Source organism: Streptomyces sp. NPDC059668 (assembly GCF_042734135.1).
Classification (GTDB): domain Bacteria; phylum Actinomycetota; class Actinomycetes; order Streptomycetales; family Streptomycetaceae; genus Streptomyces.
Genome location: NZ_JBHWEL010000022.1, coordinates 24,440 through 46,674 on the forward strand (window position 1 = coordinate 24,440; position 22,235 = coordinate 46,674).

The window sequence follows — 22,235 nt, forward strand, 5'->3', positions numbered from 1 at the left end:
ACCCGGCGCAGGCCCGCATATCCAGCCCGTCCGGCGCTTGAGGACGAGCCCTTCGGGCGATGGCGGGGGTCCAGGGGGCGCAGCCCCTTGGCGGGGTCTGGGGCGGAGCCCCCGGGGATGGGCCGGGTAGGGGCGCGCGGCGTCTCAGTATGCGAACCCGCTTGGCCCATTCCGGACGCCCGGGCATACTGGTCCCATGCTCACGCACCACACCTTCGCGTTTACCTATGGCAACCGGCCCACCGGCTGCCATGGTCGTGCTGCTTGAGCAACTGACAAGCGACTCCCCAGGCGCCCCGGGCCGACAAGGCCCGGGGCGTCTGCCGTTTCCGGGCCCGGCCGCCCCGGGGTGCCCCTTCCGCGGAACAGACAGAAGGAGCCCCACCATGGCCGACACAGCCGACGTACTCGACAGGACCGGCGCCCGCACCGACGAGGCGGCCGGCGTGATCGCCGACGCCCGTGACCGTGTCGACGCCCTCGACGACCGGATCATCGGCCTCGTCCAGGAACGCATGGCCGTCTCGGCGGTGATCCAGAAGGCCCGGATCGAGTCCGGCGGCCGGCGGGTGAACCTCTCCCGCGAGATGGAGGTCCTCGGCCGCTACCGTGACGCGCTGGGCAAGCCGGGCACGTCGCTGGCCATGACCCTGCTGGAGCTGTGCCGGGGCCGCATCTGAATCCCGCGCGCCGCGTCCGTCCCGCGCACCCCGTCACGCCGCGTACGCACGTACGCATGCCGTCTCACCCGTACGGCGCGTGACCGGGACGCGACGCGCTTCGTTGGTCCTGGTGTCCGTGCCAGCCAGGGGCGGGCCCGAAACAACCACGCGTGGCTCCGCTGGGGCGATGAGACGTACGGATCGTGCCGTGCGTCGTGGGACCTCGCCCCAGGGGTGTGACCGGACGGCAGGGGACAGCGGCCCGGTCACTCAAGAGAACGGTCGGCTCCGGGGACGCCCGGGGCCGCCCGGCGCGACCGTCCGACCGGCCGGCGGAACCGCATCACCGTGTCCCTTCGACGGGCGCCCCCACCCGTGGAAGTCCCCGCACCTGCACACGTCCGGAGATCCCGGCTCCTGACGCACCCCGGCTCCGACTCCACGTCCGTGTCCATGTCCGTGTTCATGTCCCCGTGGACCGACGACCTCGTTCCATGACCCGCGGCGCACCCCCTCCGGCGCCGCGCCCCAGGCACCGGCGCCGCCCTGACGTCGGTGCTGACGCAGAAGGGCCCCGCGGTTTCCGTCCCGCGGGGCCCTTCGCACGTGCGCGTGCCCTCGGGTCAGGTCCTGGAGACCGCTCCGCAGGACTCGGTGTCGGAGTGGTCGAGCTCCCGGCTCCGGTCGTACGGATCGATGGCGGGTCCGCTCGGCGTCGCCTCGGCCGAGGCGGTCGGGGCGGCCGAGTCGAACCGCGGGTGCAGGAAGCCGTCGTAGACGAAGCACGCGGAGTTGGAGAGGTTCTCGTCGTACGAGAGGAGCGCCAGTCTGCCCGGGGTGACCTGGTACTTCGCCGGGTCGGAGACCTCGATGTCCAGGACGCGGCGCACGATGGTGCGGGCCACCTCGGTCGACTTCCGGTCCGCCTGGGCCAGCGGGTAGACGAAGGTGTAGTCGGCGTGGATGACGACGGACGCGCGCGTGCCCGCCTTGAACGTCATACGGCCGCGGGTCTTGACCACGTCCCCGACGAGCCGTACCTCGCGCGGGTCGAACCGGCTGAAGAGCCAGAGCGGATCGTGCTTCACGTCCGGCTTGCGCAGCCAGCTGTTCACGTCGTCGAGCAACTTCGGCTGCTTGGGGTCGAGAACGGCGAGCGCGTGCGTCGGACGGCCGCCGAGCAGCGTCGCGCTGTCGATGTTCGCACCGACGAGCAGCGCCTTGGTCTGCCGCAGTGCCTGGGCGACCTGCTCCTTGGTGAGCGGGCCGACCGGCTTCGCCGCCGGCACGACGATGCCCGCCGCGCCGTCGGCGTACCGTTCGGCGGGCGACCCGGCGAACGGCCGGTCGAGGGTGGGTGTATCGGGCGCGGCCTTCGAGGGCGCGGCGGTCGGAGCCGCGGTCTCGGCGGGCAGCTCGGTGACGGCCCCGTCGCCGGACGACGAGCTGCCGGAAGACGTTCCGAGGGGATCGCCGGGCAGCAGTGACGGCCGTACGGCCACCAGTGCCACGGCGGCCGCGAGGGGGACGCCGATGATCGCCCACAGCCGTCGGCGACGGGCCGTGCGGCCCTCCGCCTTCCGTATCTCCTGCCAGGCGGGCCCGGTCCGCCATCCCTCCGGTTCGACGCCCTGGGCCTCCCGCTGCCGCAGTCGTTCGGTCACCATGCGGGCGCGGGCGGACGGCTCCTTGGGGGCCGAGGCCCGGATGTCCCGCTCGGAGTCACGGATGAACCGCTCCCACACCTCGTCGGGAACGGAGGACTCCCCCGGCCGTTCCTCGGGCTCACCTGCCCTTTCGGGCTGCTTCTCAGACACGAGGGTCAGTTCTAAGTGGATAGAACGTGTGTCCACAAGTCGTACCCGCATGTGACCCAACACACATAAGGATTCCGTGAGGGGCAGCACAACCCTTCACAAGGTCCACGGGTCACACCTGCTGAACCACCGGCCACACCCGCGCCCCACACGCGGAGGCCTCACCCATACGCGTGCCGCGGCAGTGCGGTGCACCGGACTTTCCGAGGTCTTCATGAAGCTTCGCCGTGCCATGGCCGTCGCGGCCGCGACGGCAGCCATAGCCCCACTGGCGCTGCTTTCGGCGCCGGCCGCGTTCGCGTCGGACGACAGCCCCTCCCCGAGTACGACGGTGTCGGAGTCCGCGAGCGAGCCGGCGTCCGCGTCGCCGAGCGACTCCGCTCCCGCGCCCAGCACCTCCGAGTCCACGAGCGAGACCGCTCCGGCTCCGAGCAGCAGTGCGAGCGCCTCCGCCACCGCCAGCACGTCCGGCAAGCCGACCGCGTCGGCCACTCCGTCGCAGTCCGCCGAGCCGTCGGCGTGGCCGACGGAGGACTGCCCCGTCGACGACGACGGCGTGGACGCCGGTTCCCAGCTGTCGCTGGCCGTCTCCGGGCTTCCCGGCAAGATCGTCGCGGGCAGCGGCTGGCACAACTTCACGCTCTCCGCCGCCAACCACAGCGACCAGGACCTCGGCCAGGTCCAGTGGCTCGCCACGGTCGACAACTACTCGGACAGCGACGACGAGAAGGACTGGCTGAGCACGTACGCCCAGCTCGAGTACTTCAACCCCACCAGCAAGTCGTGGGAGTCCATCGCGGACGAGGTCGGCAACGGCATCTACTTCGGTGAGACCACGCTGGGCGGCAAGCAGACGGTCGCCATCAAGCTGCGCGTCAACATCAGCTCGAAGGCCCCCGCCGGCGACGGCTACGCCCTCGGCCTGGGCGGTTACGTGGACCAGGAGCAGGACTGCGTCCACAGCTCCTTCGCGTTCTACGAGCTCACCGTCCTCGCGGCCGGCAGCAGCAACGAGGACCCGGGCGAGGCCAAGCCGGGCAAGGGTGACAAGCCGTCCGGCGGCACGAAGCCGCAGGGTGGTGCCGACGAGATCCCGGCCACCGGCAGCCTCGCCTCGACCGGTTCCTCGTCCGCCCTGCCGACGATCGCCCTCGTGGGCGGCATCGCCGTCGTCGCGGGTGCCGGCGCGGTGTTCACCGTGCGTCGTCGCAAGTCGGGTGGCGCGGCCGCGTAAGGCGGCACGCCGGAGACGGACCGCGCAGGCGGGACGTCTCTCAGCGGTACACGTACAAGAACTCGGTACAGGAACGCGTACAGGAACTCGTACAAGTACAAGAAGAGGGACCTGGGCTCGGAGGGGGGCACAGGTCCCTCTTCGCGTTCCCGCGTCCGTCCGGCTCCGGCCGCTTCTTCGGTGCCCTACTTCTTCGGCGGCACCGTCGGCATCCCCAGGAACGGCAGCCGCAGCGCGCCGAAGGCGTCCGCGGGGACGGCGGGCCGGAGGGGCTCGACCGGCTCGAGCCGTTCGTACGCGGCGCCCGGCGCCGGGCGCGGGTCCGCCTCGCCCTTGTTGGGCCAGTACGACATCGCGCGCTCGGCCTGGGCCGTGATGGTGAGCGACGGGTTGACGCCCAGGTTCGCGGAGACGGCGGCGCCGTCGACCACCGAGATCCCCGGGTGTCCGTACAGCCGGTGGTACGGGTCGATCACGCCCTCTTCGGGGCTCGCGCCGATCGGGCAGCCGCCCAGGAAGTGCGCGGTGAGCGGTGTGCCCATCAGCTCGCCCACGTTGCTGCCGGCGAAGCCGTTGATCTCGGCCGCGAGGGTGGAGGCCGCCTCCGAAGCCGCCCTGATCTGCTTGGGGTTGGGCGCCCCGTGCCCCTGGCGGGCGGTCAGCAGGCCCTTGCCCGCGCCCTTCGGCTTCAGGTACGTGGTCAGCGAGTTGTCGAGCGACTGCATCACCAGGCCGATGATGGTCCGCTCCGACCAGTGCCGGTTGGAGAGCGAACGGGCCACCAGCAGCGGGTGCCGCACGGCGTTGGCCAGCCAGCCCAGCGCCCTCGACGAGCCCTCCGCGTACGGGACCTGGAGGATGGAGAGGCTGCCCATCGAGTTCGATCCCCTGCCGTAGCGGACCGGTTCGATGTGCGTGTTCGCGTCGGGATGGATCGAGGACGTGATGGCGACGCCCCGGGTGAAGTCGACCTTCGGTGTACCGGTGGCCCTGCGGTACCTGCGGTTGTCCGTCTGGGCGCCCACCAGCGCCTCCGAGTTGGTGCGGGTCAGCTCTCCCAGCCTCGGCGAGAGGCGGGGCAGCTGACCGCCCGCCCGCATCCGGTGCAGCAGGGTCTGCGTGCCGTACGTACCGGCGGCGATCACGACCCGGCGCGCCGTGAACATCTTGCCCGCGCCCTTGCGCTTCCCGTCCGTGGGCAGCGTGGCCACGGCGTACCCGCCGCGCGAGTCGTCGGTGACGGACACGACGGTCGTCATCGGGTGCACGACCGCGCCCGCCTTCTCGGCCAGGTACAGATAGTTCTCGTTGAGGGTGTTCTTCGCGCCGTGCCGGCAGCCGGTCATGCACTCGCCGCACTCGGTGCACGCCTTGCGGTCGGGTCCGACGCCGCCGAAGTAGGGGTCCGCCACCTCGCCGCCGGGACCGGCCTCGGCCGTGCCGTCCGCGTCCTTCCCGTCCCCGAAGAAGACACCGACCGGCGCCATGTGGAAGGTGTCGCCGACGCCCATCCGCTGCGCGGCCGCCTTGAGGTGGACGTCGGACGGGGTCATCGTCGGGTTGAGCCGGACGCCGAGCATGCGCCGGGCCTGGTCGTAGTACGGGCCCAACTCCGCCTGCCAGTCGGTGATGTCCTTCCACTGCGGGTCGTCGAAGAAGGCCTTCGGCGGTACGTAGAGGGTGTTGGCGTAGTTGAGGGAGCCGCCGCCGACGCCCGCGCCCGCCAGCACCATGACGTTGCCCAGCAGGTGGATGCGCTGGATGCCGTACATACCGAGCGGCGGGGCCCAGAGGTAGTTCCTGATGTCCCAGGAGTTCTTGGGCAGCGTGTCGCGGGTGAAGCGGCGGCCGGCCTCCAGCACCCCGACGCGGTAGCCCTTCTCCGTCAGGCGCAGGGCCGTGACGGAACCGCCGAAGCCGGAGCCGACCACGAGGACGTCGTAGTCGTACGCGGAGTCGTACGTGGTGTCGTCGTGCTGCTCCTGGACGGAGTTCTCCTGTGACACGTGCTGCTCTCCTCGTCGAGAACGGGTACGGACGCGTGAGGACGCCGGAACCGGCGCAGGCGGCACGGGTGCCGCGGCGCCGGCGGGGCCTCGGCGCTAGCGGAGCCGCAGCGCCTTCATGACCTGGAGGCTCCGGCTCATGAACGCCGCGTACTTCTCGTCGTCCATGCCCAGCGACGGCGCCATCGGCAGCAGCCGCTGCTGGGCGACGGTCTGCGCCTCGGTGTACTTGAGGATGCCCTCGGAGCCGTGGCGCCGGCCGAGCCCCGAGTCCTTCATGCCGCCCATGGGCGACTGGACGCTGCCGTACGCGGGCGCGTAGCCCTCGTTGACGTTCACGGTGCCGGTGCGCAGCCGGGCCGCGACCGCGCGTCCGCGCCGCCCGTCCTTCGTCCAGACGGAGGAGTTGAGGCCGTACGCCGTGGAGTTGGCGAGTTCGACGACCTCGTCCTCCGTCCTGAAGCGGTACAGCGAGACCACCGGTCCGAACGTCTCCTCGTTGCAGACGGCCATGGGTGCCTCGACTCCGTCGAGGATGGTGGGCTCGTAGAAGTAGGGGCCGACGTCGGGACGGGCGACGCCTCCGGCGAGCACCCTCGCCCCCTTCGCGACCGCTTCCTCCACGTGCCGGGTCACGGTCTCCAGCTGCCGCTCCCCCACCAGCGAGCCCATGTCGGCCCCGTAGGCGAGGGAGGTGCCGAGCCGCATGGCCCTGGTGCGGGCGGCGAAACGCTCCGCGAACGCGTCGGCGACGGACTCGTGGACGTACAACCGCTCGATGGAGATGCAGAGTTGGCCCGCGGAGGAGAAACAGGCGCGGACGGCGCCCGCCGCGGCCTTGTCGATGTCGGCGTCCTCCAGGACCACCATGGCGTTCTTGCCGCCGAGTTCGAGGGAGACGCCCACGAGGCGGGCCGCGGCGCCTTGGGCGACCTCTCGGCCGGTGCGGGTGGACCCGGTGAAGGAGACGTAGTCGGCGTGCTTGACGATCTCCGGTCCGACGACCGGACCGTCCCCGATGACCACCTGGAAGACCTCGGCCGGCAGCCCGGCCTCGATCAGCAGGTCGCGAGCCCAGAGCGCGGTGAGACAGGTCTCGGTGTCGGGCTTCATGACGACCGCGTTGCCCGCGACGAACGCGGGGAGCGCGTCGCCGACGGAGAGTTCGAGCGGGTAGTTCCAGGGCGCGATCTGGCCCACGACACCGCGCGGGTGGCGCAGTTCGGTGACCTTGGTGAGGGTGGGCATCGCGCCGGCGTGCCGCTTGGGGCGGAGGTACGCCGGGGCCCTGCGGCCGTAGTGGCGCGCGGCCACGACGACGGCCTGCACCTCCTCGTGCGCGTGCAGCCGGGCCTTGCCCGTCTCCAGCTGGATGAGGTCCAGCACCTCGGCCTGCCGCGCGAGCACCAGGTCGTGGAAGCGCAGCAGGACGGCGGCGCGCTGCCGTACCGGGGTGGCACCCCAGGCCGTCTGCGCCCTGCGGGCCCGCTCGAAGGCCGTGGCGACGTCCTCGGGGGTGGACTCGGGCAGGTCGGCCAGCTTCTCGCCGGTGAACGGGGTGTGGTTGGCCGTCCGTCCGGAGCCGACGACGCCCTTGGTGAGCTGCGCGACCAGCTCGGGCGTGACCACGTCGGCAGCGGTGCGGGCGCCCGCGGGGGCGGCGGCGAGGGGGTTGGTGCCGGTCTTTTCCGGCTGGTCCGTACCGATGATTTCCGGGGCCTGCGAGTCCGTCATGAAGCGCAGGGTATGACGGCGCGGGGGCTTTGGGTACCCGTTGGTAACCCGCTTTCACGGGGTGCACACACCACGCCAGTGAGCACTGGCAGCAAATGCGCTGATCAGGGCGTTGTTCGGGCCCGCGCCCGCTTCACCCCGCCGTCGAGGAGGAGCGGGGGGAGCGGGACCTCCGACCGGGAGCCGCCGCGGACCCGGAATTCTCCCGGCGGCAGACCTCGAGGTACTTTCCCCTGCCAACGAACAGGAAAGCCCCACCCGATCGAAATGCATTACAAAAGAGACATTCAGGAATTGTTCATCCCGCTTCGCGAACGATCTCTTAACCTGCCCCTTACCTTGAAGGCATAGGCAGCTCACGGTATCTTCACAAGACAGTCGGCACGTATTCCCGAAAATGGCGCGCACCTCCGCACATGGCGAACGCCATGCCAGAGAACCGGGGGGTGCCCCGCCCTGCTTGGAGAACGTCAAAGATGGCCACGCCCACCGTTTCGGTGATCATCGCGGCATACAACGCGATGCCCTACGTGACGCGCACCATTTCCTCCGTCGCCGAGCAGACCATCGGTACAGAACGGCTGGAAGTCATCGTCGTCGACGACGGCTCGACGGACGGCACCGCGGCCGAACTCGACCGGCTGGCCGGTGTGCACCCCGGTCTGCTGCGCGTCGTCCGGCAGGAGAACTCCGGCGGCCCCGCCGCCCCCCGCAACGCCGGACTCGACCTCGCCCGCGGCACGTACGTCTTCTTCCTGGACGCCGACGACCACCTGGGCCCCGAGGCCCTGGAACGCATGGTCGCCATGGCCGAGGAGAACGGCACCGACGTCGTCCTCGGCAAGATGGTCGGCGTCGGCGGACGCGAGGCTCCCACGTCGATGTTCCGGCGCAACCAGCCGAGGACCGACGTCTTCACCTCCCGCGTCTACTGGACCCTCAGCCCGATGAAACTCTTCCGCCGCGAGCTGGTGGAACGGCACGGTCTGCGCTTCCCGACCGATCTGCCCACGGGCGAGGACCAGCCGTTCGTGGGCGCCGCCTACCTCCACGCCGCGGGGATCTCCGTGGTCGCCGACTACGACTGCGTCTTCTGGGTCCTGCGCGACGACGGCAACAACATCACCGCGACCACCTCGGGTTCCGAGCCCCGGCTGCGCTACCTCGCCCGCATGGTCGACCTCATCACCGACAACGTCCCGCCCGGCCCCGGCCGCGACCGCATGGCGCACCGCCACCTCACGGTCGAGGTGCGCTCGCTCGTCCACCGCCACCTCGGACTGGAATCTCCCGAGCAGCAGCGCGAGACCCTGGCCCGGCTCAGCCGGATCATCACCCCGCTGGTCCACGACGGCCTGCGCGCGGAGCTCTCCGCGATGGCGTGGCTGCGCCTGCACCTCGTCCAGCGCAACATGCCCGAGGAACTCCTCGAACTCGACCGTTTCGAGGAGGAGTCGAAGAAGTCCGGCGTGGCCACGCCGCTGGTCGTCGACAAGGGCCGCGCCTACGCCCGGTACCCCTTCTTCCGGGACCCGGCACGCGCCGTCCCCGACGACTGCTACGAGGTCACCGGCCAGGTCGGCACCCGGCACCACGTCTCCCGCGCCGAACTGCGCGGCACCGTACTGCGCCTGGCCGGCTACGCGTACCTGCACCGGGTGGCGACCGAGGACGTCACCACCGAACTGGTGCTGCGCGAACGCGAGACCGGGACGGAGCACCGGCTCCCGGTCACGCACACCGCCACGCCGGGGCTGGGCGCGCACGAGGACGACGGCCGGTACACGTACGACACGGCGGGATTCGAGGTCCGCGTCGACATCGACACCGCCGCCGGCACGGCACCGCTCGGCGACGGGCTGTGGGACATCTCCCTGGCGGTCGGGGCCCAGGGGCTCTCGCGTGAGGCACGGATCGGCAGCAAGCGGGGCGAGGACGTGCCCGGCGCGGTGGACAGCCGTGTCGTGGACACCGTCCGGGGGGTCCGCGCCGTCACCCTCTACACCACGAAGCCGCACGGCAACTTCACGCTGGACCTGGGCGAGAGGAAGCACCGGGTGCTGTCGCACCTGAAGCTCGCGCCGGCCCGCTGGAACGCCAGCACCCCGACCGAGCTGCTGGTCTCCGGCCGGTGGACGCTGGGCGTCTATCCGGACGAGCCGCTGGAGCTCGTGCTCGCCGGTGAAGGCGGTGCGACGGCCGTCTTCCCCGCCACCCGCACCCCGCACGGCGACACCTTCACCGCCCGGGTGCCGGTCGCCGACCTCCCCGCCGGGGTCTGGAGCGGCGAACTCCGGCTCGCCGGCTGGTCCGTGACCCTCCCGCCGCTCCCGCAGGACCTGGCCGCGGCCAAGTGGCGCCGCCGGGGCACGCCCTGGTACGCCAAGCCGCTGACCGGCGGCGCCGAGCGGTTCGCCCTGCGGGTGGGGAAGACCGACCTCGTCAAGGCGGTCGCGGGCCGGCTCAAGCCGTGACCTGCGGCGCGTCCGGCCGTCACGGGCCGGTCCGCCAGGACCGCACCGCCGCCGTACCCGCGCCCGCCCCGTGCCCGTACCCGCCGGCCCGGCGGAGGCACGGGCCCGCGGGGCCTCCTGACCCGTCACCGGTTTCCTACCGCTTGTCGATGTCCAGGTTCGCGATCGCCGCCCTCGCGACCTCACGGCCGCGGGCCGTGAAGTCGCCCTTGCCCGGATAGCTGATCGTGAGCTTGTACATGTCGCCCGCGGACGACTTGTAATAGAACATGCGCAGCTCGCGCGGGCGCGGGTCCTGGCTGTCGTTCGTCGTGTAGACGACCGTGTTCTCCGCGGACTGCCTGCCGTGGTACGTGGTCTCCTTCGGCGCCGTCCGCGGCCCTTGGGGCATGTCGAGGGCGTACGCGCCGCTCTGCTTGAAGTCGCCGTTGTCGGCGTACATCTGGGCGGCAGAGGAGTCCTTGATCTGGTGCGGCGTGTCCTCGGACCTGCGGGTCACACCGAGGCCGATCGAGATGCCGCCGCTCCAGTCGGTGTACGTGACCCAGTGGGTCTTGTCCGAGGTCCGGTCCGGCGTCGTTCTCTGGTAGCCCGCGGGCACGGCCAGCGTCGCGGTGACGTCCTTCTCGTGGTGTCTGCCCCAGCCGTCGGGCAGCGGCCCCGCGAACGGGTTCGCGATCACCAGGTACGCCGTCACGGCCGCCGCGACGACGGCCGCGCCCAGCCCGAACAGGGCCGCGCGCGGAACCCGGACACCGTTCCGTCCGGTCCCGCCGTCCGGTCCCGCCCCGCCGCTCCGCGCCGGCCCGCCGGTCTCCCCGTCCCCGGCGGCCCGCACGATCTGCGTGGGCGCCGGGACGGGCGGCTCGGCGGCCTCCTCCAGGAGCCGGCGCGTCCGGGCGGCCCCGAGGCGTCGGGACGGGTCCTTGTCCAGCAGCCCGTTGATCGCCTCCGCCAGCGGCCCCTTCGCCGAAGCGGGCGCCGCCGGGGTGGAGTTGAGCACGGACTGCAGGGTGGCCGGGGTGTTGCTGCGGCGGAAGGGCGACACGCCCTCGGTGGCCGCGTAGAGGACGACGCCGAGCGACCAGAGGTCGCAGGACGGGCCGGGGCGCTGGCCCAGCACCCGTTCCGGCGCGATGTACTCGGGCGAGCCGACGAAGCCGCCGGTGTCCGTCAGACTCGTCTCGCCCTCGATCTGCGCGATGCCGAAGTCGGTGAGGACCACCCGGCCGTGCGGGCCGAGCAGGACGTTGTCGGGCTTGACGTCACGGTGCAGGATGCCCGCCGCGTGCGCGGCCTCCAGCGCGCCGAGCACCTCCAGGCCGATCCGCGCCGCCTCCCGCACTCCCAGGGTGCCCTCCTCGAGGGCGGCGCCCAGCGAACGGCCCCGCACCAGCTCCATGACGATCCACGGCTGCCCGTCCACGACCGCGACGTCGTGGACGTTCACCACCGCCGGGTGGTCGAGCCGGGCGGCGGCGCGCGCCTCCCGGCGCATCCGCTCGAAGGCGTTGGCGCGTTCCCGCTCGGGCAGGTGGTCCGGGAGTCTGGGTTCCTTGACGGCGACCTCGCGGTCCACCGTCTCGTCCTCGGCCCGCCAGACCGTCCCCATGCCACCGTGGCCCAGCTTGGCCAGCAGCCGGTAGCGGCCCGCGACGAGCCGCCCGGTACCGGGGTCCTGCGGAGCCGAGCCCGGCCGGGACCGCGGATGCGCGACCCCTTGGTGGTCGGCTCCCTGGTGGGCAGCTCCCTGGTGGGCGGACTGCGGCTGTTCGGATCGCGGTTGCGGGGACTGCGGATGCACGGGCTGCGGATGCGGTGGTGCGGACTGCGGTTGCGGTTGCGCGGGGTGCGGTTGCGGCTGCGCGGACTGCGGATGCTGTGGATGCGGATGCTGTGGCTGTGGATGCGGCTGTGCGGACCGCGGATGCTGTGGAGGGCCGGCCTGCGTCCGCGGGGCGGCCCCGGTCGGCTCGGCGTACGGATTGCCCGGGTAGGGAACGCGCTGCTGCCCCGCGGACGCCACCGGCCGCGGCGGTTGCAGGGCAAAGCTGGTCGGCTCGTCGGCGCCTTGCGGTACTCCCCCGTCACTGCTCATGGGTCCATCCCTATCGCGGCCCGCGCTCCGGCATCCAGACCCGTCGCGTACCGGTCACAGAGCCGTGACGCGGCGCACCGCCGATATGCCACGTATCCACCGCCTACGTGCGGTTCACGTGGCGGTGAAGGTCCCCACCGCCACGTCGAAGTACTTCTTCGCCTCCGTCATCCTGCCGACCGGCGCCGAGACCCACACGTCGTACATCCGGCCGCGCTCCTCCCAGCAGAGGTCGTACGTGTGCCGGGGCCCCTCCGCCTCGGTGAAGCCCTCCCAGGTGAACTCCCACAGTGCCGCGGACCGTCCGGCGTGCGAGGTGGGGGTGACCGTGCCGTCGCGGTAACCCGGGTTCGTGGACGGCCCGTCGGCGTCCGCGCTCCGCATCACCACGAGCGGACCGCCCACCACGGGATCCGACACCTTGATGCCGATCCGGAAGGTCTGCCCCGGCGACATGTAGAAGATCCGCTCGCCCTGCGGGTCGCGCGTGAAGCCGTCCGGGACGGCGAGCGTGTAGCCGTCCGGATCGCGCACGGTCCGGTAGCCGGCCGGCGTGGTGCGCTCGGCGGCGCTCGGCGTCCGTTCCCGGGTGACGGTGACCGTGGGGTGCGGAGTCGCCGGGGACACCTGGCGGCCCACGGACGCCGACGCGCTCGCCGACGCCCCCGGCGCGGGACTCGCCGACGTGGACGGCGTACGGCCCCCGTCACCCCCGCCGCTCCCGTCCCGGCCGTCGTGCGTCAGCAGTGCGGCCGCCGACACCCCGGCGCCCGCCATCGCGGCGACCAGCGCGGCGATGAGCAGCCCCCGCGTGGAGAGCTTCCCGGAACGCTCCGGCGCGCCGCCGGCCGCCCTGCCGGCGGACGGCACCGGGGGCCCGGCGTCCGGCGGCACGGGCCTGCGCTTCGGTACGTCGCGCTGCGTGGGCGTGTACCCGGGCGACGCGGGCCGCGGCGTACGGCCGGTCTGCCGGAACGCCCGCAGCAGCCGCTCCGCCTCCACCGCGTCGAGCCGCCGGTCCGGATCGCGCTCCAGCAGCCCCCGGACGACGGGAAGCAGGGGCGCGGCCTGGGCCGGCGGCCTGATCTCGTCCATGACGACGGCGTGCAGGATGCCGCCCAGGGAGTCGCGGCGGAAGGGCGACTCGCCGCTCAGCACCGTGCACAGCAGCGCGCCGAGCGACCACAGGTCGGACTCGGGGCCGGTCCGGGCGCCGGACATCCGCTCGGGCGCGGTGTACTCGGGCGAACCGACGAAGGAGCCGCTCTCGGTGAGCGTCGTCGCCCCCGCGACCTGGGCGATGCCGAAGTCGGTGAGGACGACCCGGTCGGTGCCCGCCTCCATCAGGACGTTCGCGGGCTTGAGGTCACGGTGCAGGATCCCCGCGTCGTGCGCGCGGCGCAGCGCGCCGAGGAGGGCGATGCCGATCCGGGCGGCCTCGCGCGCGTCGACCGGGCCGTCCGCGGAGATCCGTTCCGCGAGCGAACCGCCGTCGATCAACTCCATGACGATGTACGGGCGTTCGGCCTCCTCCACCACGTCGTGCACGACGATGATGTGCGGGTGGTGCAGCTGGGCGACCGCGCGGGCCTCGCGCAGGGTGCGATCGCGTTGCTGACGGGCCTCGTCCGCGGAGAGCGAGTCGTCGAGGGGGAGCTCCTTCACCGCGACCTGACGGCTGAGCAGTTGGTCGGTGGCCCGCCAGACGACACCCATGCCGCCCCGCCCGATCCTGGCCTCCAGCCGGTAACGCCCGGCGATCACGCGGACGTTCTCCCCCTCGGTCCCCATACGCCCCATCATGCCGCACCGGACGGACGCCCTCCGTGGCGGCGACCGGCCAAGTGTCGTCGCCCGAGACAGCCGGTGGCATACACCAGGGAACACAGGCCTTGCCGCGGACCGTGCGGGACGGACTTCACCGCCGGCGAAGTCGCCCTCACGGAGGTAGTCCAGCGCCTTGCCGAGCTCCGACTGGACCGTGTTCCTGCGGGACGCCTTGTCCACGAAGATCCGGGAGCAACCGGATTGGCAAGCCGGCGGCCCAGGTGGCCGCGACGGCCCCTGGGAGCCGGCGAGTTCGGCCAGTTCGTCGGCGTGCGTGACCAGGGCGGCCCAGAGGCGATCATTTTCGGCCGCAACCTGTCCTGAACAATATACAAAGCATGGCAAAGCACCAGAGGATACGCGCCACACAGGGCAAAACGGGCGGCTGGAATCATGCTGTCACGTGAATCATGGAAGCCTTATCCTTTCTTTATGGGAAACACATTGAAGCGTCTTTCTGTCACGAGTGTTGCGGCGGTGGCAATATTCGCCACAACCACAGTGACCAACGCCAGCGCAGCGAGCGGCGGCGCCGCGTGTTCTACGACCGGCGCCTCAGGGAGTCTCACATTCACCAACTGGTCAGACAATTACGTGGACATCAGTGGTTGGGTTAAGGACACCGCTGCCGATGGCCACCACGTGGCCATTCAACTTCTCTCTACCGATGGCAGTGCTCAAAACTACCCATGGCCCTGGCATAACGAATACGACGGAGAGGGATCGAAACTCTCCTTCACCACTCACGCATCGAACAGCAACGGTTGGCTCCGCTATATCGGTGTGAACGTGGCGGTCTGGGAAGGAGACAAGATAGTCAGGACTTGCTTCGATTGGGCCTGAGTGCAACATCCGAGCCATCTTTATGGCCTGTCCAGCTCAACTCTCGCGCGGATCCTCGAGGGCACACCATAAGCCGGGCGGGTCCGAACGGTGGAGAGCACTCACGAGGGACCGATCACTTCGCTCTGCTCTAGGGACTGTCGCACGTACCCGGCGGGGTAATCCTTTGACCACTCGGGAAAATGAATCCACGCTCCGGTGATCGCCCGGGGTGAGATGTCTACGTTGGTCAGGCAGACAAGGCCCCGGCGAGTGCCCGGATCATCCCGGCCTGGTGTATTGATCTCGGGTTCCTGATGATGCTGGGGCCGAACCACGACCGGACCGCCGAACTCATCGCGATAGTGTCTTCCGGACTCTCCCGGTCCTCCATCAGGTCCGGTATCCCGGTGTAATTCTGCGACCGCACTCGCGGGCGATGCGGTGCCGCATTCTCCGCCGGGATAACCGACGCCGCAGGTGGTTTCAGTCATAGCCCTTGTCCGCATGGAGATTCGCCCGAGATCCCGACGGACAAGGGAAAGCCGGTCCCCTCGGTGACCAGATGGATCTTCGAACCGAACTTGCCCCGGTCCACAGGATTCGGATCCGTCGGGTCCGCTTTTCCTGGGAAGCCCCGTTGCCGGGGCGGTGGTTGAGCATGCTGTGAGCGGTGCTGGGTGTGGGTATCCGTCGGACCTGGCGGATGAGCAGTGGGTATTGGTGGAGCCGTTGCTGCCGCAGGCGCGGGTGGGTCCGAAGGGTGGTCGGCGGGAGAGACATCTGCGGCGGCGGATCGTCGACGCGATCTTCTACGTGGTGCGGACCGGGTGTTCCTGGCGGCAACTGCCGAGGGACTTCACTCCGTGGCCGACGGTGTACTGGGTGGGTCACGTGGCGGCACGACGACGGCACCGTTGAGCGCATCCATGACGCCCTGCGCGGGAAGGTCCGCGAAGCTGACGGCCGCGACGCGGAGCCCAGCGCTGGCTTGATCGACTCGCAGTCCGTCCGCACCGCGGATACCGCCCCACTGCAACCAGGGGCTTCAACGCGAGTAACAAGGTGAAGGGCCGCAAGAGGTTCATCGTCACCGACACCCTCGGCCTACTCCTGGCCGTCCACGTCGTCGCGGCGAACGTCCAGGACCGCGTCGGCGCGAAGCGGCTGTGGCTGTGGCTGTGGCTGTGGCTGTGGCTGTGGAACAGGCTCGACCACCCCGGGCCCGGAAGGTCTGGGCCGACCAGGGCTTCGCTGGCCGCCTGGTCGTCTCCGCTGGGCGATGATCGACATCATGATCCGCCGCCTCACCCGAGGCGGACCGGCAACCCGACGAGGACCACGATCGCTCTAGCGCACTGAGGCCTGCGGGCTCAACCGCCGTGCGGTCGAAGGCTCTCCGCTCACCTCACGAACGCGATCACCAGCGGGTCCGACTCTGGCGCGATGAAGTCGTATGTCGGGAAGTCGACGTGGCAATGATCACTTGCATCCGCCTCGGAGGCGAAGTCCTCGATGTTGTCGGCAAGGAGGTCGAGGGCTTCCCGCCCTCCCCGGATCCGCAGAATCTGGTCCTCCGCGACGATCGAAGCGGTGTCACGCTCCGGATCCTCCCGGAACGCGATCTCGGACAGCGGCCTCTCGTAGGGAAAGGGGTGCCGGTTCTCCGAGAGATCAAAGCTTCCAGCCTTCCCCCGCAGCAACTGCCCGAGCATCAGGAGACCTCGACGCGTCCCAGAGAGCTCGAGCTCCCTGGTTCCCCCGCTGTACAGAACCTGCAACATCACATCCCCTCCGACCTACCGCCACCCCGCTCCTTCGACCTCAGTCGGGCCTACAGCTCCACAGCAGATCTCAAACACGTCTCAGTGAAACTGCGGTGGGCCATTGCCCCTGAAGGTCCAAACGACGCCGAGGGCAGTTGCTGCCACGTGCAGCCGGACGCGGCCACGGACATGGTCGCGGCCAGCACCTCACGGTCACCCATGCCCGGCCTTGTCAGACCTGGCAGACCTGCCGGATCTGCCAGGCGGCCTCAGGCTTTCGGGAGCCAGCCCCGCAGGATCACGTCGAACTGCTTCCGTGCGGTGGCCCAGTCGGCCGCGGGCGCGGACATGTAGATCGCGTACTCGACTCCGTCCCGGCTGAGATACGTCTCCTCGATCGCCCGGCGCGGTCCCGGGAACGGCGTCTGCTTCGGGAGCGCGGTCCAGGTGAAGTCCCACAGGGAGCCCGGACGGTCGCGGAAGGTGTTGGGCTCCAGGGTCACCTTGTTGTAGTCGACCAGCTTGGTCAACTGCTGCTCCAGGTCGAGCTGGTGCGCGTGCGGGTCGGTGAAGTCCGGGGAGGCGTCGACGGCTATGCGGACGAAGTGCTCGCCACCGTCCGGCGTGTAGTCGACCTGGTCGCCGTTGGCCTTCCGTTTCCATGAACCGTCGGGCAGGGGGAGGCTGAACCCTTCGGGGTCCGGCACCTGCCTCCAGCCGGTGACCCCTTTGCCGGTGGTCTTCTTGCCGGTGGTGTCCTTGCCGGTCGAGGCATTGTTGTGCCCGTGCCCGTCGGACAGGTATTTCATGGCCACGGCACCGCCACCGCCGACGAGCGCGGCGAAGGCGAGGACGAGGGCGATCGTCCGTCCGCGGCGACGCTTACCGGCGCCGGCGGGAACACCGGCCGCGGGTCCGGACGCCGGCCCGTTCAGCGTCGATGTCGCCCCGTGGGGCGGCCCGCCGTATCCCTGGGCGACCGTGCCATGCCCTGTCGCGTCATATCCCGTTGTGCCCTGCCTGGCCGTGCCGTGTGTGACCGTGCCATGTGCCGTGGTGCCCTGTGTGGTCGTTCCATATGGTCCCGCCGGTGAGTGCGTGGGCGCACCTCTCGTGGTGTCCACATGTTGGGTCGGCACATACGCCTGCGCCTCGCTCGGGCGGCGTCCTTCTGCGGCTTCGGCGAGCATCTGCTCGGCCTCCTCCGCGCCGGGCCGTACGGCGGGATCCTTGTGCAGCAGTGCAGTGATGACGGGCCCGAGTGCACCGGCGTGCTGCGGCAGCGCGGGCTCCTCGTCGACCACCGCCTGCATCGTGGTCAGCGGCGAGGTCCGCCGGAATGGCGAGCGCCCCTCCACGGCCGTGTACAGCGTCGCACCGAGCGCCCACAGGTCGGAGGACGGACCGGGGTCCTGACCACGCACCCGCTCGGGCGCGAGGTAGTCGACGGACCCGACGATCTCACCGGTACGCGTGATCGTCGTGTCGCCCTCGACCTGCGCGATGCCGAAGTCGGTGAGCAGCACCCGCCGGTCGGACGAGAGCAGGACATTGCCCGGCTTCACGTCCCGGTGCAGCACCCCGGCCGCGTGCGCGGCGCGCAGCGCGCGCAGCACCCACAGGCCGATCCGCGCGGCCTCGGCCGGTTCGATCCGCCCCTGTTCCTTGACCGCGTCGGCAAGCGAGTTGCCCTCGACCAGCTCCATGACGATCCATGGCCGGTTGTCGTGGTCCAGTACGTCGTGCACGGTGACGACGGCCGAGTGGTTGATCCGGGCCGCGGCGCGCGCCTCCGCGTGGGTACGCGCCAGGAGTACGGCCCGGTCGCTCTCGGTGACGTACAGCGCTGCCGTCAGTTCCTTGACCGCGACCGCGCGGTGCAACACCTCGTCGTGCGCGCGCCACACGCGGCCCATGCCACCGCTGCCGATGGATTCGACAAGCCGGTAGCGGCCCGAGAGGAGCAGGCCCTGCATCTGATTCACGTTTCCCCGCAATGGTCTTGACAGGGTCAGACTAAGGAGCGGTCACCCCGCAGGGAACCGGCGGGGTCGTACGGAGACCGCACTGTGACGGTTCTCCCTTCCTGGTACGGAAGGGAACCATTCCGCGTTCAGCGTCGCGGAGGCACCGGACGGCGTGCTCAGCCGGTGACTTGGTACGTCGTCGACGCCTGCTCGTACAGCCGGGTCACCTCGTCCATCTCGGCCTCCGGGCCACGCACCTGCACGATGTGGTAGCGCCCGCCCTGGACGATCACGAGATTGCGGACGTACAGCTCCTGCCCCGCGGAGTTCTGCCAGGTGAACTGCCCCTCGGCCATGGTCCGTCCGCCGACGTCGATGCGTCGCATCCCGCTGGACGTCGCCCAGGTCGAGTCGCGGAACGGCTGCAACTCGGCCTCCCGCTCCCGCTGGTAGGTCAGCGGATCACTGCCGTAGGTCGCGGTGCCGTCCCGGCCGGGCACGACGATGAGTTCGAAGTCGCCGTGGGAGTAGACGACCTGGCCGCGCCCGTTCTTGGGCGAGCGGTCCCAGCCGTTCGCCACCGCGACCTGGAAACCCGCGGAGTCCTTGCGCAGCGTGAAGCCCGCCGCGACGCCGGGGGCATGGCCCTGGGAGGTCGACGAACTCGGCTTCCCGGAGGGGTTCTTGTCGCCTGCCGGGGAGGTCTGGTCGGGCCGCGGCTCGCTGCTCGCGCTTCCGTCGGCGCCGGTGCCCGAGGAGTTCCGGGGGGTGGGGCTCAGTTGTCCCGCGGAGTCGGCCGGCCTGTCGTCGGAACCGTTCGTGCGGTCGTTCTTCGGCATGAAGACCATCGCGTACGCGACCGCCGCGACCAGCAGGAGCAGGACCAGGAGGACCAGGTTCCGCCCGAGCCGCCGGGGCCTGTCCTGCCCCGCTCGGCTCGCCGGACGGACCGGGCGCTCACTCTTGGCCCGTTTGTGACGGGCGTGCGGGCTGGTCGCGGGCAGTCCGGCGCGGCGCCGGCGGACGAGTTCGTACCTCCGGCGCACGATCGGGAGCCGGCTCGGGTCGACCGGGGGCGCCGCGACGACGTGCGCGCCCGCCTCGGGCTCGGGCGCGGACCGTACCAGGGAGCGCAGCCAGCCGCGCAGTTCCTCGAAGTCGAGCCGCTCCGTGGGGTCCTGACGCAGCAGCGACTCCACGACGGGCCGCAGGGGCCCGCACTCCTCCGCGAACGCGGGCGGCTCGGCGCACACCAGTTGCACCAGCTCGGCGGTGTTCTCCTCCGGGTAGGGCGCGTGGCCCTGCACGGCCCGGAAGAGGAGCGCGCCCAAGGCCCACAGGTCGGTGGCGGGTCCGATCGGCGCCGCCAGCTGCCAGTTCTCGTGCACCGGGCCCGCCTGCTCCGGCGCCCAGCGCTCGGTCACCGGACCGACGACCGCCATCCGCGCCTGCCGGGCCCGCTCCGCGGCGAGCGCGGTGGCGGGGCCGCGACGCGGCGGTGCACCGGCGACGAGCTCGTCCCAACGGCCGCGCGGGGGGACGGGCACCGCGGAGTGCTGCTGTCCGGGCACCAGGGCGGGCGCGCCGCCGGGAAGCTCCGGGGCGACGCGGCCGTGTCCGGCGCCGCCGCCCGGGAGCGCCGGACGCGCCTGGCCGCCGCCCTGGCCCAGGGCTTGTGCGCTGGGGTTTCCGAGGGTCTGACCGACGTCGTGGCCGTAGCCGCGGGCAGCGCCGGGATCGACGCCCTGACCGGCACCGTGGCCGACACCCCGGCCGGCGTTGCGCCCACTTCCCTGACCCGCGCCCTGACCAGCACCCTGAACGAAGCCCTGGCCGGTGCCCTGGCCGAAACCTTGACCGGTGCCGTGGTCGGCCTCCCGGCTGAAGCCGGGGCCCACGCTGGGGCCGGCGCCCTGACCAAAGCCCTCGCCCGCGTTGGGGCCGTTGCCTTGGCCGAAGCCCCGGCCGCCGTCGGGGCCCGCGCCCTGGCTGAAGCCCTGGCCACCGTCGGGGCCTGCGCCCTGGCTGAAGCCCTGGCCGGCCTCGGGACCGAAGCCCGAACCCGCGCCGTAGCCGGCACCCCGGCCAAAGCCCTCGCCTGCGTCGGGGCCCGCGCCCTGACCGAAGCCCTGGCCGGTATCAGGCCCGAAGCCCGAACCCGCGCCGTGGCCCGCGCCCTGACCGAAGCCCTGGCCGGCCTCGGGACCGAACCCCCGCCTGCTGTCGGGGCCGGTGCCCTGGCCGCTGTCGTGCTCGTCGTCCCGGCTCGCGCCCTGGCCGAAGCCCTGGGCCTCGCCCTGGCCGAATGCCCCGCCCGTGTCGTGGCCGGCTCCCTGGCCCGTGCCCGTGCCCGTGGTGCCGGGGCGGGGCTGTGCGCCGTGCCAGGCCCTGGTGTGTGCCACGCCGTACGGGTCGGCGATCTGACCGGGCGGCGGTGTCTCCGGCCGCTGTTCCACGATGTGTCCGGACGCCTGCGCGGGCGGTGCCGAGGAGTCGGCCGGCGGGGCGGGGCGGGGCGCGGGCAGTGCGGCGGGGCCACCCCGCTGCTGTTCGTGCACACGGGCGGCGGCGCGCGCTCCGGCGCGGTACGCGGCGATGGCTCCGGCCCGCGCCGCCCGGGCGTCGCCCTCCGGGTCAAGTGCCCTGCGGGCCAGGGCAGCGCTGCCCGCGGCGGGCGGTTCCCCCACCGGCGTACCGTTCTCGGCGCGCGCCTCGATCGCGGCCCGTCGCGCGGCCTCGGCGTCGATCCCCTGGGCGCCGGCGACCACGGCACCGAACGTGCCCCCGGGACTCGTGGCCCCCTGGGCTCCGGCCCCGACACCGCTCACGCCACGCGGGGCGCCCGCCCCTGGGCCCGTACCGGAGTGCGCGCCGGGCGAACCGGTGTTCCAGGCCGGCCCGGTGTTCCCACCGCCCTCACCCCCGGCAGCCCTCGATCCCCGGGGAACCGGCGGGACCTGCGACACCTGTGACACCCGGGAGGCCCGCGGCCCGCCCGGGCCCGCGGCCCCCGGCCCTCCGGGGGCGCCCTCAGCGCCCGCCGGACCGTCGAAGTCCCGTACCGGTACCGGGTCGTACCCGCACAGCGCCTCCTCCGCGGCGCCGGCCGCCAGCCCGGTCAGCATCACCCTGCCGTCGTCGCAGACGAGCACCGTGCGCGCGGTGATGTTGCGGTGCACCCACCCGTGCGCGTGCAGCACCCGCAGCGCGGTGAGGACGTCGGCGGCGACCTCGGCGGCGCGGTAGGGGCTCAGCGGCTTCTCGGCGAGCAGCGCGGCCAGCGGCCTCGCGGGCACCAGTTCACTCACTATCCACAGCGAGCCGCCTTCGGCGAACACGTCGAAGACCTGGTCGAGCCGGGGATGGTCGGGAATCTGGGCGGCTGCCTGCGCGGCCTCGATCGCCCGCCGCACCGCGGGTTCGGCAGGCCGGCGCGTGGTGCGCGCGGTGGCGCGGCGCACCCCGCCGTCCCGGGCCACGAACCCCTCGGGCAACCCGTCCGCGTCGAGCACCTCGGCCTCGACGACCTCCGGCAACGGCACCTGCCGGACCAGGACTTCCTGCCCGCTGTAGGTGTCGAACGCGCGGCTCTCGGCGAACTCGTACTCGTCGGACGGCGGCAGAGGGAGGCGATAGCGGTCGGCCAGTACCCGACCCGCGTACTCGTCCACGATGCCTCCCCCGGCCGCCCGGTGGTCAATTCCGTTCGCCTTGCGTCCCGTTACGGCTTGGTACGGTCCGCAACCACTCACGATACGTGCCGGAGGCAACCCGCAATGTGAGGATGCGAGATGTCACCAGCCCGTGACCGAGCCCTACATCAGACAC

At 71.6% G+C, this 22,235-nt stretch carries 14 protein-coding genes; 6 read left to right on the forward strand and 8 right to left on the reverse strand.

The genetic code is table 11. The features are described from left to right. Positions 1-251: 251 nt before the first annotated feature. Positions 252-680 (forward strand): chorismate mutase, encoded by a 429-nt coding sequence (locus tag ACFV2J_RS18085; RefSeq protein ID WP_385081603.1) that lies wholly within the window; start codon positions 252-254, stop codon positions 678-680. Between the two features lie 605 nt (positions 681-1,285). On the opposite strand, the gene ACFV2J_RS18090 is transcribed toward ACFV2J_RS18085, so the two are convergent. Next, positions 1,286-2,479, reverse strand: coding sequence for a hypothetical protein (locus ACFV2J_RS18090; RefSeq protein ID WP_385081576.1), 1,194 nt, complete (start codon positions 2,477-2,479; stop codon positions 1,286-1,288). Positions 2,480-2,693: 214 nt separating this feature from the next. On the opposite strand from ACFV2J_RS18090, the gene ACFV2J_RS18095 reads away from it, so the two are divergent. Further along, positions 2,694-3,713 carry an LPXTG cell wall anchor domain-containing protein gene (locus ACFV2J_RS18095; RefSeq protein WP_385081575.1) on the forward strand — a complete coding sequence of 340 codons (1,020 nt, stop codon included), beginning with the start codon at positions 2,694-2,696 and terminating at the stop codon, positions 3,711-3,713. 185 nt (positions 3,714-3,898) lie between these two features. On the opposite strand, the gene ACFV2J_RS18100 is transcribed toward ACFV2J_RS18095, so the two are convergent. Together ACFV2J_RS18100 and ACFV2J_RS18105 are read right to left on the reverse strand one after the other, a co-directional pair. Next, positions 3,899-5,719, reverse strand: coding sequence for a GMC oxidoreductase (locus tag ACFV2J_RS18100; RefSeq protein WP_385439501.1), 1,821 nt, complete (start codon positions 5,717-5,719; stop codon positions 3,899-3,901). 96 nt (positions 5,720-5,815) lie between these two features. Continuing rightward, positions 5,816-7,453, reverse strand: coding sequence for a succinic semialdehyde dehydrogenase (locus ACFV2J_RS18105; RefSeq protein ID WP_385081573.1), 1,638 nt, complete (start codon positions 7,451-7,453; stop codon positions 5,816-5,818). A 476-nt stretch (positions 7,454-7,929) separates the two neighbouring features. On the opposite strand from ACFV2J_RS18105, the gene ACFV2J_RS18110 reads away from it, so the two are divergent. Beyond that, positions 7,930-9,927 (forward strand): glycosyltransferase, encoded by a 1,998-nt coding sequence (locus tag ACFV2J_RS18110; RefSeq protein ID WP_385081572.1) that lies wholly within the window; start codon positions 7,930-7,932, stop codon positions 9,925-9,927. 136 nt (positions 9,928-10,063) lie between these two features. On the opposite strand, the gene ACFV2J_RS18115 is transcribed toward ACFV2J_RS18110, so the two are convergent. After that, complete coding sequence (locus tag ACFV2J_RS18115) at positions 10,064-12,025, reverse strand: serine/threonine-protein kinase (protein WP_385081571.1); 1,962 nt, start codon at positions 12,023-12,025, stop codon at positions 10,064-10,066. Between the two features lie 114 nt (positions 12,026-12,139). After that, the gene (locus tag ACFV2J_RS18120; protein WP_385081569.1) at positions 12,140-13,816 is read right to left on the reverse strand and encodes a serine/threonine-protein kinase; all 1,677 of its coding nucleotides are present in this window, start codon (positions 13,814-13,816) and stop codon (positions 12,140-12,142) included. Positions 13,817-14,284: 468 nt separating this feature from the next. On the opposite strand from ACFV2J_RS18120, the gene ACFV2J_RS18125 reads away from it, so the two are divergent. The 3 genes from ACFV2J_RS18125 (at position 14,285) to ACFV2J_RS18135 (ending at position 16,036) form a co-directional block, all read left to right on the forward strand. Further along, positions 14,285-14,695 carry a hypothetical protein gene (locus ACFV2J_RS18125; protein ID WP_385081568.1) on the forward strand — a complete coding sequence of 137 codons (411 nt, stop codon included), beginning with the start codon at positions 14,285-14,287 and terminating at the stop codon, positions 14,693-14,695. A 645-nt stretch (positions 14,696-15,340) separates the two neighbouring features. After that, positions 15,341-15,595 (forward strand): transposase, encoded by a 255-nt coding sequence (locus ACFV2J_RS18130; protein WP_385439507.1) that lies wholly within the window; start codon positions 15,341-15,343, stop codon positions 15,593-15,595. Between the two features lie 144 nt (positions 15,596-15,739). After that, entirely contained in the window at positions 15,740-16,036 is a 297-nt protein-coding gene (locus ACFV2J_RS18135; RefSeq protein WP_385081565.1) for a hypothetical protein, read from the forward strand. A 41-nt stretch (positions 16,037-16,077) separates the two neighbouring features. Here the strand turns inward: ACFV2J_RS18135 and ACFV2J_RS18140 are convergent, their stop codons facing one another. From ACFV2J_RS18140 to ACFV2J_RS18150, 3 genes are all read right to left on the reverse strand, one after another. Further along, positions 16,078-16,458 (reverse strand): hypothetical protein, encoded by a 381-nt coding sequence (locus tag ACFV2J_RS18140; RefSeq protein WP_385081564.1) that lies wholly within the window; start codon positions 16,456-16,458, stop codon positions 16,078-16,080. A 251-nt stretch (positions 16,459-16,709) separates the two neighbouring features. After that, complete coding sequence (locus ACFV2J_RS18145; RefSeq protein ID WP_385081602.1) at positions 16,710-18,416, reverse strand: serine/threonine-protein kinase; 1,707 nt, start codon at positions 18,414-18,416, stop codon at positions 16,710-16,712. 167 nt (positions 18,417-18,583) lie between these two features. After that, positions 18,584-22,078 carry a protein kinase gene (locus ACFV2J_RS18150; RefSeq protein WP_385439511.1) on the reverse strand — a complete coding sequence of 1,165 codons (3,495 nt, stop codon included), beginning with the start codon at positions 22,076-22,078 and terminating at the stop codon, positions 18,584-18,586. Positions 22,079-22,235: the final 157 nt, after the last annotated feature.